This is a genomic window from Bradyrhizobium sp. CCGUVB14 (assembly GCF_024199935.1).
Taxonomy (GTDB): domain Bacteria; phylum Pseudomonadota; class Alphaproteobacteria; order Rhizobiales; family Xanthobacteraceae; genus Bradyrhizobium.
This window is the reverse complement of the sequence record NZ_JANADS010000001.1, coordinates 1,985,138-2,002,720: the sequence shown is the minus strand read 5'-3', so window position 1 is coordinate 2,002,720 and position 17,583 is coordinate 1,985,138. Positions and strand designations below refer to the sequence as shown.

The window sequence follows — 17,583 nt, the reverse complement described above, 5'->3', positions numbered from 1 at the left end:
CGCGCCCGGCCGGGGGCCGCTAAAGGAAATGAAGCTCGAAATGAAAAACTTGTTGCTTATGACTACGAGCATCGTCGCACTCACCGCTGCGGCGCCTGCATTCGCCGCGGATCTCGCTGCACAGCCCGTCTACACCAAGGCGCCACCCGCACCGGTCGTGGTCGCGTTCTACGACTGGAGCGGCTTCTATGCCGGCGTCAACGGCGGATGGGGGTCGAGCCACAATTCATGGGATTTTGCCGGCACGAATCCTGAGGGCTCCCACGACGCAAGCGGCGGCACGGTGGGTGGCCAGATCGGCCATCGCTGGCAGATCGGCCAGACAGTGCTCGGCGTCGAGGGCCAGGGCAACTGGGCCGATTTCAACGGCTCCAATATCAGCACTGCTTTCCCAGCTGACAGGAACCAGACAAGGATCGACGCGTTCGGCTTGGTCACTGGCCAGATCGGGTATGCCATCAGCAACGTACTGCTTTACGCCAAAGGTGGCACCGCGATCGTGAGCAGCAGCTACCAGGTCAACTCCGTTGCTTCAGGCACGCAACTTGGGAGCGCGGACACGACACGTTGGGGCGGCGTCGTTGGTGCCGGATTCGAGGTCAACTTGACGCCGAATTGGTCAGCTGGCCTCGAGTACGACCATGTGTTCATGCCGACTAGCGACGTGAGCTTCACCGCCGCCGGTGGTGGCACCCTTGGGAACGATCGCATCCACCAGGATTTCGATCTCGTGACCGCGCGAGTCAATTACAAGTTTGGCTGGCCCTTAGTTCTCAAGTAGCGATCTCCTCACCCCCAAAGGGCGATCGAGAGCTCCGGCCTTTAGCCGGGGCTCTCTCTTGAGCTAATTTAAGAGCGCCGGATCATCGGAGTGCCTCTTGTCTTCGAACGCTGATGCTTAGAGGTATTTCATTTTCATTCAGACAGTCGAAGATGCGTTTGCCTGGATGTGAGGGCACCGAGTGAGCAGGGCACGATAGCGTCCATCAACAACTATGCTCGAGGCGTGTTAAGAGCTGGCCCCGGTTGTTTGGACAGCGCCCCGCGGAAATTAAGTGGATTCCTGCCGGTTTACACTGACTGCGGGGCTTTGCGATTTTGTCGTTGCGTCGGGAGGGCGTAGCCCGACCAGAGCGACGACAAAATCGCGGGCGACGATCATGCGGCCATCACCATCGCTTGCACGCCGAAGTAAGCCTCGTCGGGCGTGCGTTCGTCAAGGCTCGAGTGCGGGCGTCCCTGATTGTAGAACGCCAGATATTTGGAAATCGACGCTCGCGCCTCGGACACGCTGTCGTAGGCGCGCAGATAGACTTCCTCGTATTTGATCGTGCGCCAGAGCCGCTCGACGAACACGTTGTCACGCCAGGCGCCCTTGCCATCCATGCTGATAGCGATCTTGGCGTCCATCAGCACGCTGGTGAAGTCGACGCTCGTGAACTGGCTGCCCTGATCCGTGTTGAAGATCTCGGGCCTGCCGTGCTTCGTCAACGCCTCCTGGAGCGCTTCGACGCAGCTGCCTCCATCGTGATCGATACGCGATGGGCCAGGACCCGTCGGCTGAACACATCAACGACCGCCGCGAGGTAGACGAAGCCACGCCGCATCGGAATGTAGGTGATGTCCATCGACCACGCCTGGTCGGCCCGTTCGATCTTCAATCCGCGCAACAGGTACGGGTAGATCTTGTGGCCCGGTGCCGGCTTGCTGGTGTTCGGACGGCGATAGATCGCCTCGATCCCCATGCGCTTCATCAGCGTCGCGACGTGGCGGCGGCCAATCTGCACGCCCTCACGCCGCAACAGCGATCGCAGCATGCGCGCCCCTGCGAAGGGATAATCGAGGTGCAACTCATCGAGCCGGCGCATCAAGGCAAGGTCCTCGGCCGAAACCGGCCGAGGCTCATAGTAGACCGTGCTGCGGGCAAGGTTCAGGACCTTTGCCTGGCGCACGACAGGCAGATCATGGTCGCGGTCGATCATCGCTTTGCGCTCAGCAGGCCCGCCTTGGTGAGCGCGCCGGACAAAAAATCGTTCTCCAACGCCAACTCGCCGATTTTGGCATGCAACGCCTTCAAATCGACCGGCGCCTCGGCCGGTCCCTTGTCCTGCCCAAACACGCCGGCGGCGCCTTCCAGGAGCTGGTTCTTCCAGGTCGTGATCTGGTTCGGATGGACATCAAACAGTTGCGCCAGTTCGGCCAACGTCTTCTCCCCCTTCACGGCCGCCAAAGCCACCTTCGCCTTGAATGCCGGAGAATGCGTCCGGCGACTCCTCTTCGTCATCTTCGCTCCTGATTCGCGGCGAGAATCCTCGCCGCTGTCAGGCAGAAAATCCACTCAAGCTACTGTCCGAATTTGCGGAGCCAGCTCTCTTTCATCGCAACCAACACTGCCGTTTGAGCGCCCCGCAAGCGCACTGCTCATTCGTTCGCAGAAATCAGCTAGCCACGTTTGTGGCGGCGTCCTGCGAGCGGACGCGACACCAGTTAGGCTACCATCGGCTTCGTCAACGCGGGCTCCGTAAATTCAATAAGCCCAAGACGAATTGCCTTTACAAGACCATGAGTCCGGCTCGCCGTGCCGAGCTTTCGCATTGCGTTCTTAACATGAAAATTCACCGTATTCTCGCTCACGTTCAGTATCTTCCCGATTTCCCAGGACGATTTGCCTTCCGCGACCCATCGCAGGCAATCCTTTTCGCGCTCGGATAGGCTCACCTTTCCGTTTGAGGCGCAGTCCGAGGGCTTTGCGATCTCCGCAAACGCAATATGAAAGTGCCAAGCCAGCACCTTAAGGCGCCTCACATTCGCCTGAGGATCGGCATCATCAAAACAGGAAGCGAATGATATCACTGATATTTGCCCTAATGGCCCGAACAATGGCACACTGACACCATTCTTTAGGCCCGCCTCTTTGGCCTCCTGTAGTACACGTTGTTCGCATGCCTGCAGTTGATGTGCTTTGGCGAGCTCGTCCCATAGAAACGGCCCTGCAAACATCGGTGTCCGCCGAACCACCGGGTCGACCGTGTAGTACTTGCGTTCCAAATAGCGCTGGCACCAATCAGGCGGGGCCTTCATAGCTACCAGAGGCGGTGGGCACCCCGGTAGACGGAGCGGCTCCAAGAAAGTGAGTGCTCCGTAAGCGATCTCAGTGAACCCCTCTTCGCTTGCACAGCTCACAAGCAGATCAAACAGCGCTTTGAGAGATTGCGTTTGACTAGCGCATTCGACGAAGCTGAAGAGATTCATTGGCGCCTCACGCGATCAAGCCAGAAGGCCGTTGTGCGCCTTTCGATTGAGTTTGTTTCAGACGGAAGTTCGGTGCATTTTTGACATGTTCCAGCTCGCAATGCGGTCGCGCGACTGCGCCGATAGCAAGGGCCCAAACGGAGCCTTCAGCGCCGTTTTGGCATGGCCACGTTGTCGATATGGGCAAAATCGGGACGCCCGCGCGTTTCCGCTGGTTTGTATGGCGACGTCCAAATTGCTTTCGTCGGCGCCCAAATGAAGGTGGATCGCGCGGGCAACGGCTGCGCCCATATTTCGCGCTGGACTGTATGGCTTTGTCGGCCTTCTCGCTACGCCAAACACACATCAGCTGGTTGTTCGATCGCCAGCGGGGCGAGATCCAGAGTTCCGGTCCCGGCCATGACGCCGCGCTCCAGCTGCTTGATGCCACTATCAAAGGCTCGCTTGCGAGCGAAGTCGAGTTCGTATGGACTGTATCGCCAGTTGTTTCATGCGTATCACCACGGCCAGCATATAGCTTATCGGCAGCGAGCCGGCGTCGGCGAACACGCGATCTTTGGGGTGATCGGTGGTCTCGGATCCAAATGAGCCAAATCCGGGCAAATAACGCGGCGCACTTGCCGCACTCACTGCGAGAGCGCCCATGTTGCCGTCGAACGACTCGCGCACGTCCACCGTCCCGTTCAACACGAGCCGATCGAATCGACTGACACTGGTCGCTGTCCTTGCGCCTGCAGACATGGGCGACAAGCTGCACTGCGGTTCGGGCAAGATCCGGAACCCGACTGATGTAGATGATGCTGAGCATCCGCTTCTCCAAGAACTTTGAAGGACCGAAACAAGCTCAGCAAGTATCATACCAGTCGTGCTCCCCGGGAGACTAGCCGTCAAGGTAAGCACTTGAAGAGATGGACGGGCCTTAAGAATTGAAGCACTGCGACATACGTCAGATTTACAACAGCGCTGTTTGCACCAAGACGACATCCCTAGTCTGACTGAGTCACAAAACCGCAGGCTTTGGCCGGCCAGAATCAGCGATGGTTGAGGCATCGACCATCAACCGACGAGGCCGACATGAACGGGCGTGGCACCAAGACCAGCGAAATGCGATTTGCGGCGTATTTGGAAGGGCTTGCCAGCGTCATCGGTCATGCGGATCGGAAGGCGCCACTGCGCGACTATTGCGTCGGCCTGATGGCCTGTGGCGGTCGCAAGAGCGTGGAGCCGATGGCGGCGGTGACGGCTCCGGAACGGACGGCCGCCCAGCATCAATCGCTGCTGCATTTCGTCGGCAGCGGCGCCTGGTCGGATGAGAAGGTGCTGGGCAAGGTACGCGAGATGGTCCTGCCGGCGATTGAACGCCAGGGCCCGATCGAAGCTTGGATCATCGATGACACCGGATTTCCCAAGCAGGGGCGACACTCGGTTGGAGTTGCACGGCAATATTGCGGGCAGCTCGGCAAGCAGGATAATTGCCAGGTGGCGGTGTCACTGTCGATTGCCAACCACCACGCCAGCCTGCCTGTCGCCTATCGCCTTTATCTTCCGAAGGAATGGACTGAGGATTGCGATCGGCGGCGCAAGGTGGGCATTCCTGCCGAAGTCGGCTTCCGGACCAAGCCTGAGATCGCGCTGGAGCAGTTGCGGTGGGCCTGTGCGAGCGAACTTCCGCGCGGTGTCGTGCTGATGGACGCGGGCTATGGCAACAACAGCGATCTGCGCACGGAGATCACGGCGCTGGGATTGACCTATGTGGCGGGTCTTCTGTCGAGCACAACGGTATGGGCGCCCGGCACCGGTCCCTTGCCGCCGAAGCCATGGTCGGGCCGCGGTCGTCCCCCGAAACTGATGCGCCGCAACCGTCAGCATCAACCGGCCGCCGTCAAGGCGCTCGCGATCGGCCTGCCGGCCAAAGCTTGGCGCACCATCACATGGCGGCAAGGAACGAACGAAAAGCTGAGCTCGCGCTTTGCCCGCGTCCGGGTCCGTGCCGCGCACCGTGATTATTGCCAAACCACCCAGCGGTTGGAGGAATGGTTGCTGATCGAATGGCCGAAAGGCGAGGACCAGCCTACCAAATACTGGCTCTCGACATTGCCGGAGGATGTGGCATTCCGGACTCTCGTAGAGACGGCTAAATTGCGCTGGCGCATCGAACGCGACTATCAGGATCTCAAGCAGGAAGTCGGGCTTGGCCACTTCGAGGGACGCGGCTGGCGCGGCTTTCATCATCACGCAACGATGTGCATTGCAGCCTTCGGATTCCTGATCTCCGAGCGGGAGACGATTCCCCCCTCAGGCGCTCGGTGCGCCCGGCCGATCCCGCTCGCTCGCGTTCCCGCAGATTACAGACCCCGCGGATCTGCCACTGCGAACCCAACGCCACATTCCAGATTCGATCACGACGATGCGACGGCGGCTCGAACAAGGGCTGGTCCGAACGTTGTTGAGATGTCCTTGTTGTGCGATCAAGTTCGCCCACTCCACCGACCACCGTTTGTGACGCAGTAGGATTAATCTCCTGTGTTGATTACCGGATCGACCTGGCGCGGATTCTCCCTGCGTCCATATCGCCTTGAACTGTACTTGCAGGTACGTTCGAATTGCCGGAGCCCCATTAATTTGAGGCTTGGAAAGTTGAGCTAGCCAACAAGCTTTCCAGACCAATTCGAGATCATCGAAGAGCCTCGTCCAATGAATTTGACTAGCTGGAGACAATAGCCAGTCGTCCGTGAACAATGCTCTAAGTAATTGAGCGGGAGTCTGTTTTTCGGCTGCGCCGTCATTTGAGCTTGCAGGGAACGTGGCCTTGAGACCCCCAAACCCTGTAATTTCGGTTGTGGATTGATCGGGATAGGGGGACGTCTCGCGACGCCACCCCTCCCACACCACCGGGCATACGGGTCCGTACCACGGCGGTTCGATCGAGTTAAGCCGGCACAGGCATGAAGACTCGGGGGAGACCAAGAGAGTCGAACACATGATTTCGTAGGGCGTGTTGAACCGCCGGGTGTCCGGACATGCGCCAGAGTCCCGTCGGTGAACCGGCAGCGACCGATGCGGCGAACTTCGCGATGCCGAGGCGGCGAAGCTCCGTGAATCGGTTATGCCCGTTCCGCCATTGCCGCCAGAGATACAACCGCAGTCTCCGGCGGATCCAGGCTTCCAGGTTCGTGAGCACGCGCGGGGTCTGGCAGAAGCCGAAGTACCCGCGCCATCCGATGAGGTATGGCGTGAGGTCTGCGATCATCTGCTGCAAACTGACCCCTCGCGTCCGGCATGTGATTTCCCGGATTCGGTCTTTGAACTTGTCGAGGGCTTTCGGCGCAATGCGTCGCTCGCTCCCGTCATTCGCAATGCTGAATCCGAGAAATTTACGTTCCTCGGGTCGCGCCACCGCGCTTTTGGCCTCGTTGACTTTCAAGCGGAGCTTGTCGGTCAGGAACCGGCTGATCGAGGCCCTCACCCTTTCGCCGGCGTGGAGGCTGCGAACATAGATGTTGCAGTCATCCGCGTAACGGCAGAACCGGTGACCACGTCGAGCCAATTCCTTGTCGAGATCGTCGAGCACGATATTACTGAGGAAGGGCGAGAGCGGACCGCCTTGCGGGGTCCCTTCGTCCACCGGTCGGACCAAACCGTCTTCCAATACCCCGGCATTCAGGAATGCCCGGATAAGCTTGAGCACGCGTTTATCGGGTATCCGTGCGGCGACGCGCGACATCAGGATGTCGTGGTTAACTCGGTCGAAAAATCTTTCCAAATCGAGATCAACCACTACGTTGTAGCCATCGGCGACGTAACGCTGTGCCTGGGCTACAGCCTGGTGGGCAGACCGCCCCGGCCGAAATCCGAAACTGTGCTCCGAAAACGTCGGATCCCATCGCTCTTGGAGAACTTGCAACACGGCTTGTTGAATCAGGCGGTCGACGACACAGGGGACGCCGAGTTTCCTGACCCCGCCATCCGGCTTCGGGATTTCGACCCGCTTAACCGGCTGCGGCCGATAGTTTCCGTCGAGCAGTTGAGATCGAATGTTTGGCCAGTGCTGACGCAGGAACGCCTTCGCGTCGTCGATGGTCATCCCATCAACGCCAGGGCTTCCTTTGTTCCTTTTAACACGCTTCCACGCTCTTTCGAGGTTCTCTCGGTCGCACACCTCCTCCATCAGTTGTTCTGTGAAAGCCGAGTTTTCGGTGGCTGATTTCGCCATGAATGGTGCGGTCTCCCCGTCACCGCGCGCCGGGGCTTCACCCCGGTCCTTCGGTTCCAAGGCCAGCACTTGCTGGTTGTTCTGCCGCTTTCTATTCACGAGATACCAGTCCTACTTGCTCTCTCAATCGTTCGGGCCTTCAGCCATCGTTTCCGGCTCCGCCTATCTGTTTCTCCACCTTTCGGCCTTGGAGTGCCTCAATAGCTTTGCCGACAGCCTGACCTAATACGCCCTCAGCTGACTTCTGCTCGGCGGTCAGACGGCCTCGCGGTCGTCTCAGTCGCCCGGGGGCGACACCGGGCAGATCTCCCGGGGTAAGCTCAATCGCCTTCGGTGCACAACCGCCGGATCTACGCTTCGCATCCTTGATGGATCTGGACTTCGCGATGTGTCGCCCGCTCGTCCGACGCTTGCGCCTCATATCCGGTTTTTGTTCATCGGCTCGCACCTTTGATCCACGCTTCCTTCAGACCCCGCCTCGCGACGGCAGCCCTTGCGTTTCACTAACCCTTCACCTCCATCAGGTTGGGTGGAAGACTTTCACTTCCGAGCTATTGAGCATGCTCGGCACACAACGAAGCCGCTGCCGCGGCGTGAGGGGCAAGGTGGCGTAGATCGCCTCCTGGCTGAGAGGATGTGGGTGTTGGAGCCCCCCCCTCAGACAGGAGTATCGAGATGGCCGATTTGAGCCCTCTTCGCCGCCGCATGATCGAAGACATGACCGTCCGCAATCTGTCGCCGGCGACGCAACGATCCTACATCAGCGCGGTTTCGAAGTTCAGCCGCTATTTCGGCAAATCTCCGGATCGGTTGGAGCTGGAAGATGTCCGCGCCTTCCAGGTGCATCTGGTCTCGACCGGCATCTCATGGCCGGCGCTGAACCAGATCGTCTGTGCGCTACGGTTTTTCTACGGCGTGACGCTCGGCGAGGCGCTGATCCCGGAACGCATTCCCTATGCGCGAGAACCGCGCCGGTCGTTCTCAGTGCCGACGAAGTGGTGCAGTTTCTTGAAGCGGTATCGAGCCTGAAGAGCCGCGCCGCGCTCACCACCGCCTATGCGGCCGGGCTCAGGGCCTGCGAAGTCGCGGGACTGCGGATCGAAGACATCGACAGCGCCCGCGGCGTCATCCAGGTGCGCCACGGCAAGGGCGCGAAGGATCGCAACGTGATGCTGTCGCCGCAGCTGCTCGGCATCCTGCGCACCTACTGGCGGCTCGCCCGGCCGCGGCTTTATCTGTTCCCTGGTCGTGACGAAGATCATCCGATCGCGATCAGACCGTGTTGCACGCCGCCTGTCGGTCGGCGGTGAAGGCTGCGGGCCTGACCAAGCGCGTCACGCTGCACACGCTGCGCCACAGCTTCGCGACACATCTTCTCGAGAACGGAACCGATATCCGGATCATTCAGGTCTTGCTCGGGCACAATAATTTGTCGACGACGGCGCGCTACACGCAGGTTGCCACCCATACGATCCGGGCGACGCAGAGCCCGCTCGTCCGCCTGTCGCTGGAAGTGACGCCATCCGGATGACAGCGCGTCGGGATGCGGGTTATGGCTCGCCCCGACGTCCGCCCACCCAGACCCGCCATCGAGATCGCCAATGTCCTGCGCTGGCATGGCGACACCTATCGCCGTGTACATGCCGGTCATCTCGGTCGCGTCGAGCGGCGCGTGATGAGCGCGATCGTGGCGTGCCGGACCGAGGCGCTCGGCGGCCACATGGAGGCTTGCGACGACTGCGGCATGACGCGGATCGCCTATAATTCCTGTCGCAACCGGCACTGTCCGAAGTGTCAGGGGCCAGCCCGGGCCGCGTGGCTCGCCGCGCGTCAAGCCGACCTGCTGCCGGTCCCCTATTTCCACGTCGTTTTCACACTGCCGGCTCCGATCGCCGCGATCGCCTTTCAGAACAAGGCCATCGTTTATGCGATCCTGTTCAAAGCCGCCGCCGAGGCGATGTCGACGCTCGCCGCCAATCCACGCCGGCTCGGTGCCGAGATCGGCGTCGTCGCCGTCCTCCACACCTGGGGGCAGGCGCTGACGCACCATCCCCACGTCCACTGCGTCGTGCCGGGCGGCGGCCTCTCGCCCGATGGCACACGCTGGATCGCCAGCCGACCAAACTTCTTGCTGGCCATCAAACCGCTTGCCCGGCTGTTCAGACGCCTGTTCCTCGAACGTCTGACCGCCGCCTTCGACGCTGGCACCCTGAACTTCTTCAGCGATCTCGCATCCCTGGCCGAGCCTGCCGCCTTCGCAACTCACCTCGTCGCCATGCGGCGCATCAACTGGGTTGTCTACGCCAAGCGGCCGTTCGGCGGCCCTGCGCAGGTGCTGGCCTATCTCGGCCGCTATACCCATCGCATTGCAATCGCCAACAGCCGGCTCGTCGCCCTTGACGAGGATCACGTCGCCTTCACCTGGAAGGACTACCGCCAGAACGGCGCGACAAAGATCATGAAGCTCAAGCCCGACGAGTTCATCCGCCGCTTCCTTCTTCACACGCTGCCCGATGGCTTCCATCGCATCCGCCACTTCGGCTTCATGGCCAACGGCCATCGCGCTGCCAAACTCGCCCTTTGCCGCAAACTTCTCGAGCGTGAGCGGACAGCATCAAACGATGGCGAGCCGTCGCCTGTGGATTCGGAAGCCCTGACGTGGGCCGAGGTTCCTGCCTGTCCCGATTGTGGTGGCGTCATGCGCATCATTGAGCGCTTTCGACACAGCTTCAATCGTTCCGGCGCTCCAACCCAATCGTTCCGGTGCGACACATCGTGAGCCAATTCATGCCCTGCACGACGATCATCATTCGTCATTATGATCCCATCGTCTCGATCATCGCAGACGCTGCCGAATCCGTGCGGCCAAACAGCGCGATGAAGATTATTCGATGCTGCGGGCCCTCGACCACGACCGCCTGTAAAATGCTCTCTGTCTCAAGTTGCCGCCATTGCGCAACCAAAACGTCGCCGCGTCAGCTCCGCAGTCTGCCGATAGCAACCCGCGATCTCAAACTATCCCCATAGCCGCACCACCGTGCATATTCTCCCGCGCCTTCGTTCAATCCGGCTTCAATGAGGTCGCGGTAGAAGCGCTTGCCGCGCCCTCGCGTGAGCGCGACCTCACAGAACCCTCCAGATTCCCTTTCGCCGCGGACCATGATTCTGTGGTGCATCGGAGGGCACGATGCGGCCGAAGAAGCACAAGACGACGGGATCGAACGACCTGTTCCGGGCGCGGCTGGACCAGATCATCCCGCGCGCTGTCGCTGACCTCCGGCACAGTTGGCTGGGATAGTGGTTCCGCTTGTCTGCGATGCCGACCTTTTGGAGAAAAGCTTCAGCCTGTGAAGGTGCACTCGGCGCGACTACGTCGCGGCGCGTGTACAGGCGCCTCGATGATGTTCTCGAGATTGTGAGATGTGACCACAGATTGAATGACTGAAATGCCTTCGCAGCCAAGCTCCGGATGCGATCCACCTGACTTCCCTTTTGGGATGTACACCTCGCACTGGGATGTACTCCTCGCGCGCTCTGCGTCGGCTCGATCATTCTCCTCCGAGTCGAACTTCACCGGAATCGGGAACCTCCGAGCATGTTGACACGGCGGATCATTGTCGACTTGCCTGATCCAGACGAGCCGAGGATCGATATCACCTCGCTGCGCCGAAAGACTTATGCCTTTCAGGACCGGGAGATTTCCAAACCTCCTTTGCAGATTTGAGATCGAGACGACGGCGTGGCTGTTCTCTTTAACGTTAGCCACGTGCCAACTCCGAATTGAGAGGGAGTATCCGCGGAGCGCGTAGATGCGGAGTCAAAAACACTCTAGCAACGACACGAAAACCTCGATCACGCGATACGTCTCCGATACGAGTGTGGCGGCGACCCGTGGTGCATTCGGTTCGCGCGTATCTACCTCGGCAGGATCTGCGCGGGCGGCCAGCGCAATCTTCCGATAGAGCTGATGCGCATCGCGCATCAGCAGCGCAAGGCATCTTGATTTCGAACCCTGAACCGCATCCGCGTCCCATTACGCGGGCCTCATACTTCTGTCATGCGGCGACTCGGCTATGGCCGGCACTGCACGCCGCGCGGCCGTACAGCAATCTCAAGTTGCTCTCGGGCAGTCTCGTGTTCGCCCTTGCTCGGCAAACATTGCGCAGTGCGTTGCGGCTAGTGGTTCATCACCGTGATTTTGACTCTTTGGCGATGGCTGGATAGGCGCGGCCAAGTTTGGCGCGGGCCTCGTCGGTTGTGAACATCCATTTGATGCGGGCTCGGACTTTGTTTCGCTGCCGTTGCCATGCTGCGATCTCTTTTCGAAGCCTTTTGGGATCGTCGATGCGACGGCCGAGACACTGGCGCTGCAGCACGCTGATCTCGCATTCGACCATGTTGAGCCAACTGGCGTGTTTTGGGGTGTAGTGGAACTCGAGGCGGCGCAGGATGCGCCGGGCCTCGGCGGGCGCAAAGGCTTGATACAGCGCACCGGCGGTATGGATCGACAGATTGTCCTGCACGACACGGATGCAGACGGCATCGGGATAGTGGACGTCGACGAGTTCGCGCATGCAGTGCGCGTAGTCTACGGCGGCGCGGCGCTCGGTGACCTTGACGTTGCGCCAGCCGAGATGCGGATCGAAGGTGACGAAGAGATTGACGGTGCCGTTGCGGCGGTACTCGTAATCGTAGCGCTCGCGCTGTCCCGGTTGAGCCGGGATCGGCTGGCGCACCTCGCCGATGAGCTGGACGGGGTGCATATTTCGCTGATCGTGAGCAGCAATTTCGCGCGATCATGAGCGCCGAATTCAGACGATCGTGAGCAGCTCGCTCCGGCCGAGGCGGTGATAGGGTCAGCGTTCTGGTTGCTCGTCAAGGGTGATGGTTTTGGCGTTGCGTTTTCGCATGCTTTCGCCGGCAAGCTGGAGGCGGTGAGCGTTGTGGACGAGGCGATCCAGAATCGCGTCGGCGAGCGTGGGATCTCCAATAACTTCGTGCCATGTGTCCACAGGGAGTTGGCTGGTTACGATGGTGGAGGCGCGGCCATGGCGATCGTCAAGGATTTCCAGTAGATCGCGCCGCTCGGCCGCAGTGAGCACTGACAATCCCCAATCGTCGAGAATCAGGACCTGGGCGCGGCCCAGTGTTTTGAGCAAGCGAGCATAACGTCCATCGCCCCGCGCGAGCCCCAACGCTTCGAACAACCTTGGGACGCGATGGTAGAGAACCGAGCGATTGTCGCGGCAGGCTTTGTGGCCGAGGGCACAGGCTAACCAACTTTTGCCCAATCCGGTCGCCCCGGTTATGAGCAAATTCTCGTGGCGATTGATCCAGTCGCCGCTGACGAGCTTGGCGAAGACGGCCCGGTCGATGCCCCGCGGCGTGCGCAAATCGACGTCCTCCACGCACGCATTCTGGCGGAGCGAGGCCAGCTTGAGGCGCGTGGTGAGCCGCCTGGTGTCGCGTTCCGCGGCTTCCCGGTCGACCATTAGGCCGATGCGATCTTCGAACGGCAAGGCTTCGAGATCAGGCGATCGTCGCTGCTCTTCGAAGGCCTTGGCCATGCCGCTCAAGCCGAGCTCGATCAGGCGTTCATGGGTAGGATGGTTGAGCATACAGGTCTCCTTGGCTTCAGTGGAAATAATCCCGACCGCGGATGTTGCCGTGGCGCAGGGGTTGGTGTTCGGAGGACTCGTCGAGAAAGGTGCGATCCAGGCCGTTCTGGAGGATCGAGCGGATCGAGGCGACGGATCGCGCCTTGATCAGAATGCCACGCCGGCAGGCTGCGTCGACGCGCTCGGCACCGTAGCTTTTGACGAGCGACAGAATGCCGAGGCAGGTCCGAAAGCCTTGCTCCTGGTGCGGCCGGGCCGCGATCACGGTCTGGAAGAAGGCGGCGGTCGACGGACCGATCCGCTCGCCGGCGGCGATCACTCTGGCGGGCGTCCATTGGCCGTAGCGGCGATGGGCGCTGGGCATGTGGTCGGTGACGGTGGTGTGGCCTCGCCGGTTGGGCTCGCGGGCGTGGCTGGCGATCCTGCGGCCGTTGTGGAAGATCTCGACCGTCCTGTCGTCGATGCGCGCATCAACGAGCTCACGGATGAGCCGATACGGCGTGGAATACCAGTGTCCGTCGATCTCGATATGATAGTCGGGGCCGACCCGGCATCGCTTCCAGCGCGCGAAAGCGTAAGCCTGGTCCGGCAGCTTTGTGAGCTTTGGCTTGTCGAGCTCGGCGAACAGTTCGGCGCGGCTGGCGCCAAAGTCGCGCATCTGCCTTGCATTGAGTTCGACGACGAGTATTTTGATGGCCGCGTTCAGCTCCGCCAACGAAAAGAAGCGTTGGTTGCGCAGCCGAGCCAGAATCCATCGCTGGGCGACTTGCACCGCAACTTCGACCTTTGCCTTGGAGTCGAGCGCGCATTGCATACGGTGACGAGCATGGCGCGCAAGTTTTTACGGTCACCCATCCGTTCCATCCGCTGCGAGGACAGACGTTCGAGCTGCTCGCCGTGCGCAACAACTGGGGCGGAGACCGCGTGTCATACGCAGGCCCCGAAGGGAGGCTGCGCACGCTTCCGGTCGAATGGACTGACGTTATCGAGCCCGAACTCGTAGTCACGGTTGGTGCTGGTCGCGCCTTCTTCCGAGCCGATCGACTGCGTGAGCTGCGCAAGCTCATCGATGAGGGCCGGAGGCAGCAGGAGGAGCCACCGTCATGTTAGGCAAATTATGTACAATGTGTCTTAGGAAATATGTGCATGCATCGGCGGTGGCGCGCGAGACGACACACGGTGACCAGCAAATAATCGGCGATAAGATAGGACAATTGTGGATTTTGCGATCCCATCTTCTTGATATCCGTCCATATGTTGTATCTATTTATCAAGACACATACGCGATTCGTGCTTCAAGGAGGCCGGATGGCATCAGATTCACGTCAGCGGGCGCGGCGCCGACAGGCCTTGCTGGCGCAGGGCGCCACCCACCCGCGCCCTCAGGCCGTGACCGATCCGCTCTTTCGCGGCAGTGCATTCTTCGATCCGAACGATCTGGTCCAGGTCAAGTACGAGATGCTACGCAGCGTCGAGAAGGAGGGGCGCGCCGTGGTGGATGCAGCAGAGGCCTTTGGACTGTCCCGGCCGGTCTACTACGTGACCTGGGAGCTGTTCAATCGCGAAGGTCTGCCGGGCCTGTTACCACGCAAACGCGGGCCGAAGCGTGCGCACAAGCTTACCGAGGAGGCCCTTGCCGTGCTGGCGCAGGCGGTGCGCGAGGCCGAACGCATGCCAAGCGGTGCAGAGTTGGCCGAGCTCTTGGCCGAACGTTGCGGCATTTATGCCCATCCCCGCAGCATCCTGCGACGTCTGCTCCCGTATCTGAAACCGCAGGAAAAAAAACGCTCCCGATCGCCGAAGCGGCAGCGCTCGAACCCGCGCCGTACGTAGCCCATTACGAGCTGCTTCGTTCACAGGTCATCGGCGCGCGAGCCGATCTCGGCGGGGTGAGTCCAAGAGGTCAGCCCGGCGGCGTCGGTCTTGCCTTGCTGCTGTGCGAAGGGATGCCCAGGTGGCTCAGGGCACTTGAGGGCGTTATCCGTGCGTCAGGCGTGCTGCGCACCGCAAACGCCGCGGAGATGCCGGCGGCTGAACCTCCCAGCGCGTGGTCTGCGCCGCAGTGGCTCGGCAGCGTGCCGCATCGCGATCTGACTGCGCTTCTGGCCAATCTGGTTCTCTCGACGCGTTGTGTCGAACACCCGAACCGAAGGAGGGATATCGATCATGCCAATGAACAGTGAGGCCAATCAGAAGATCACGGCCACGCATCTGTCGCGCATGGCATTCCTGTACGTGCGACAGTCGACGCTGCGCCAGGTCTTCGAGAACACCGAGAGTACGCAGCGCCAGTATGCGCTGCGCGATCGTGCCGTCGCACTCGGTTGGCCGCTTGATCGGATCGTGGTCATCGACAGCGATCTCGGGCAATCCGGCGCCAGCGCGGCCGACCGCGAGGGCTTCCAGCGTCTGGTCAGCGAGGTTGGCCTGGGCCGTGTCGGGATCGTACTCGGACTTGAAGTATCGCGCCTTGCGCGCAACAACACCGACTGGCATCGATTGCTCGAGCTGTGTGCACTCGCTGACACACTGATCCTGGATGAAGACGGGCTGTATGATCCGGCGCACTTCAATGACCGTCTACTCCTGGGTTTAAAAGGAACCATGAGTGAAGCCGAACTTCATGTGCTCAAGGCGCGACTTCGCGGCGGCATCCTCAGCCGCGCCCGCCGCGGCGAGCTGAAGCAGATGGTCCCGGTCGGCTTTGTGCATGATACACAGGAGCGTGTTATCCTTGATCCGGACCTCCAGGTGCAGGCAGCCGTGCGGCTGTTCTTCGACACCTTCAGGCGCGCAGGCTCCTGTTTGGCGGTGGTAAAGGAGTTCCACGCGAAGGAGCTGCTGTTCCCGCGCCGTTTGAGAAGTGGCGCACACAAGGGCGAACTCGTGTGGGCTGAGCTCCTGCACTGTCGCGCTCGGCAGATCATCCATAATCCGCGCTATGCCGGCGCCTTCGTGTTCGGTCGTACCAAACACCGTCGTCTGCCGAGCGGAAAGTACTCTTCGCGGCAAGTTCCAAGCGAGGAGTGGATCCTGCTGCGCGACATCCATCCGGGCTATATCAGCTGGGAGGAGTACCGATCGAACCTGGACCGTGTGAAGGGTAATGCGCTGGCCTGGAGCACCGAGCAGCATCGGGGCCCGGCGCGCGAGGGGACGGCCTTGCTGCAAGGTCTTGTGATCTGCGGGAGCTGCGGCGAGCGTATGTCGGTGCGTTATCACTCTCACCACAACCAACAAGTGCCGACCTACTGGTGTGGCCGGCGCCCGATGCACCGCGGCGAGATCGGTCTGTGTCAGACGGTGCATGGCAGCGCACTCGATGCTGCGATCAGCGACATCCTGATCGAGGCAATGACGCCGCTGGCGGTCGACGTCGCTCTCAGCGTGCAACAGGAGCTCGCCAGCCGTCAGGAGGAAGCAGATCGGTTGCGCCGTCAGCACGTGGAGCGAGCGAAGTATGATGCAGAACTCGCGCAGCGCCGCTTCCTCAAGGTCGATCCCGACAACCGGCTGGTGGCCGATGCCCTGGAAGCCGACTGGAATACGAAGCTTCGTGCGCTCGCCGCTGCACAGGAAGCATACAACAAAGCCTCGGCCGCCGATGTAAGCGTCGTGACCGATGCCGAGCGTACCGCGCTGATGGCTCTCGCCACCGACTTCCCCCGCCTCTGGCGCAATCCGTGTACGCAGATGAAAGACAAGAAGCGCATGCTTCGCCTGCTGATCGAGGACGTGGCGCTCAGCAAGGGTGATACGATCCACGTGGATATCTGCTTCGTCGGCGGCGCGACGCGCTCACTGGATCTGCCGCTGCCGAAGTCGTGTGTCGAGTTGCGTACGACAGATGCCGCCGTGATCGAGGAGATCGACCACCTCATCGATACCTACACGGACAAAGAGATCGCCGATCTGCTCAACGAGCGAGGCGTGCGGACCGTCGTGACCACTCCTTGGACAGCTGCGCGGATCGGGCGGCTTCGCCATAGCTACCACCTCATCGATCGGCATACACGCCTGCTCGCGCAGGGACTGCTGACTCCGCAGGACGTCGCGGCTCGCTACAACGTTGTGGTCTCAACCGTCCACATGTGGCGCCGACGTGGCCTGCTACGCGCACATCCGGTCAACGATCGCGGCGACTTCCTCTATGAGATTCCGCCAGAGGACCTGCCGACGAAGTTCGCTCACAAGCGCGATTACCAGATCGATCCTGTAACTTCATCCTCACGTAACTGACGAGGTGCAATATGAGTCTGAGCCCTTATCTTTTGGGCGCCGCGGCCGGGCTGCGAGAATGGCCGTGCCATAATGGCTCGCCATCTCGGCATAGGTTCGGTTGAGGCCAGGATCGTGGCGGTCGGGATTGGTGACGGCGGCCTTGAGATTGTCGCAGTTTTGTGTCGGATTTCGTTATGTGGCCGGAGGCGGTATGAGCCATGTTTGGAAGCGCCATGTGTGTAGTAGCGGCAACATAACGGAGCGCTCGTGCCAAGATAG

At 60.8% G+C, this 17,583-nt stretch carries 10 protein-coding genes and 4 pseudogenes; 7 read left to right on the top strand and 7 right to left on the bottom strand.

Features of this window, described 5'->3' with window-relative positions; genetic code table 11:
• The first annotated feature begins 40 nt into the window (after positions 1–40).
• Complete coding sequence (locus tag NLM32_RS09325; protein WP_254135264.1) at positions 41–781, top strand: outer membrane protein; 741 nt, start codon at positions 41–43, stop codon at positions 779–781.
• 377 nt (positions 782–1,158) lie between these two features.
• Here NLM32_RS09325 and NLM32_RS09320 read toward each other — a convergent pair.
• From NLM32_RS09320 to NLM32_RS09310, 3 genes and pseudogenes are all read right to left on the bottom strand, one after another.
• A pseudogene (locus NLM32_RS09320) lies at positions 1,159–2,284 on the bottom strand (IS3 family transposase).
• Between the two features lie 203 nt (positions 2,285–2,487).
• A complete protein-coding gene (locus NLM32_RS09315; protein WP_254128759.1) occupies positions 2,488–3,252 on the bottom strand; it encodes a LuxR family transcriptional regulator in 765 nt (254 codons plus the stop codon).
• A gap of 432 nt (positions 3,253–3,684) precedes the next feature.
• A complete protein-coding gene (locus NLM32_RS09310) occupies positions 3,685–3,921 on the bottom strand; it encodes a hypothetical protein (RefSeq protein WP_254128758.1) in 237 nt (78 codons plus the stop codon).
• A 405-nt stretch (positions 3,922–4,326) separates the two neighbouring features.
• Here NLM32_RS09310 and NLM32_RS09305 point away from each other — a divergent pair, with 405 nt between their 5' ends.
• A complete protein-coding gene (locus NLM32_RS09305; RefSeq protein WP_254128466.1) occupies positions 4,327–5,763 on the top strand; it encodes an IS701 family transposase in 1,437 nt (478 codons plus the stop codon).
• 418 nt (positions 5,764–6,181) lie between these two features.
• On the opposite strand, the gene ltrA is transcribed toward NLM32_RS09305, so the two are convergent.
• Entirely contained in the window at positions 6,182–7,564 is a 1,383-nt protein-coding gene (ltrA, locus tag NLM32_RS09300) for a group II intron reverse transcriptase/maturase (RefSeq protein WP_254128725.1), read from the bottom strand.
• 576 nt (positions 7,565–8,140) lie between these two features.
• Here ltrA and NLM32_RS45995 point away from each other — a divergent pair.
• Positions 8,141–8,996 (top strand): annotated as a pseudogene (locus NLM32_RS45995) (tyrosine-type recombinase/integrase).
• A gap of 21 nt (positions 8,997–9,017) precedes the next feature.
• Entirely contained in the window at positions 9,018–10,244 is a 1,227-nt protein-coding gene (locus tag NLM32_RS09285; protein WP_254128757.1) for an IS91 family transposase, read from the top strand.
• A gap of 1,408 nt (positions 10,245–11,652) precedes the next feature.
• Here NLM32_RS09285 and NLM32_RS09280 read toward each other — a convergent pair.
• The 3 genes and pseudogenes from NLM32_RS09280 to NLM32_RS09270 form a co-directional block, all read right to left on the bottom strand.
• Positions 11,653–12,222 (bottom strand): annotated as a pseudogene (locus NLM32_RS09280) (IS630 family transposase); the annotation flags it as partial.
• A gap of 99 nt (positions 12,223–12,321) precedes the next feature.
• Positions 12,322–13,083, bottom strand: a complete 762-nt coding sequence (gene istB / locus NLM32_RS09275; protein WP_254128756.1) for an IS21-like element helper ATPase IstB — start codon at positions 13,081–13,083, stop codon at positions 12,322–12,324.
• Between the two features lie 16 nt (positions 13,084–13,099).
• Positions 13,100–13,876, bottom strand: a pseudogene (locus NLM32_RS09270) (IS21 family transposase); the annotation flags it as partial.
• Between NLM32_RS09270 and NLM32_RS09265 the strand changes: the two are divergent.
• The 3 genes from NLM32_RS09265 to NLM32_RS09255 all read left to right on the top strand — a co-directional run bounded on the left by NLM32_RS09265 (position 13,870) and on the right by NLM32_RS09255 (position 17,322).
• On the top strand, positions 13,870–14,193 hold the full coding sequence (locus tag NLM32_RS09265; RefSeq protein ID WP_256561097.1) for a DUF5372 family protein: 324 nt from the start codon (positions 13,870–13,872) through the stop codon (positions 14,191–14,193). The pseudogene NLM32_RS09270 and the gene NLM32_RS09265 sit on opposite strands and share 7 nt — an antisense overlap.
• A gap of 198 nt (positions 14,194–14,391) precedes the next feature.
• Positions 14,392–14,916 carry a helix-turn-helix domain-containing protein gene (locus tag NLM32_RS09260; protein WP_254128543.1) on the top strand — a complete coding sequence of 175 codons (525 nt, stop codon included), beginning with the start codon at positions 14,392–14,394 and terminating at the stop codon, positions 14,914–14,916.
• Between the two features lie 333 nt (positions 14,917–15,249).
• The gene (locus NLM32_RS09255; protein ID WP_254128542.1) at positions 15,250–17,322 is read left to right on the top strand and encodes a recombinase family protein; all 2,073 of its coding nucleotides are present in this window, start codon (positions 15,250–15,252) and stop codon (positions 17,320–17,322) included.
• Positions 17,323–17,583: the final 261 nt, after the last annotated feature.

Bases quoted from the DNA above. Each gene is read 5' to 3' on its own strand.
- NLM32_RS09325 (WP_254135264.1), top strand. From the start codon at position 41: ATGAAAAACTTGTTGCTTATGACTACGAGCATCGTCGCACTCACCGCT.
- NLM32_RS09315 (WP_254128759.1), bottom strand. From the start codon at position 3,252: ATGAATCTCTTCAGCTTCGTCGAATGCGCTAGTCAAACGCAATCTCTC.
- NLM32_RS09305 (WP_254128466.1), top strand. From the start codon at position 4,327: ATGAACGGGCGTGGCACCAAGACCAGCGAAATGCGATTTGCGGCGTAT.
- NLM32_RS09285 (WP_254128757.1), top strand. From the start codon at position 9,018: ATGGCTCGCCCCGACGTCCGCCCACCCAGACCCGCCATCGAGATCGCC.
- istB (WP_254128756.1), bottom strand. From the start codon at position 13,083: ATGCTCAACCATCCTACCCATGAACGCCTGATCGAGCTCGGCTTGAGC.
- NLM32_RS09260 (WP_254128543.1), top strand. From the start codon at position 14,392: ATGGCATCAGATTCACGTCAGCGGGCGCGGCGCCGACAGGCCTTGCTG.
- NLM32_RS09255 (WP_254128542.1), top strand. From the start codon at position 15,250: ATGCCAATGAACAGTGAGGCCAATCAGAAGATCACGGCCACGCATCTG.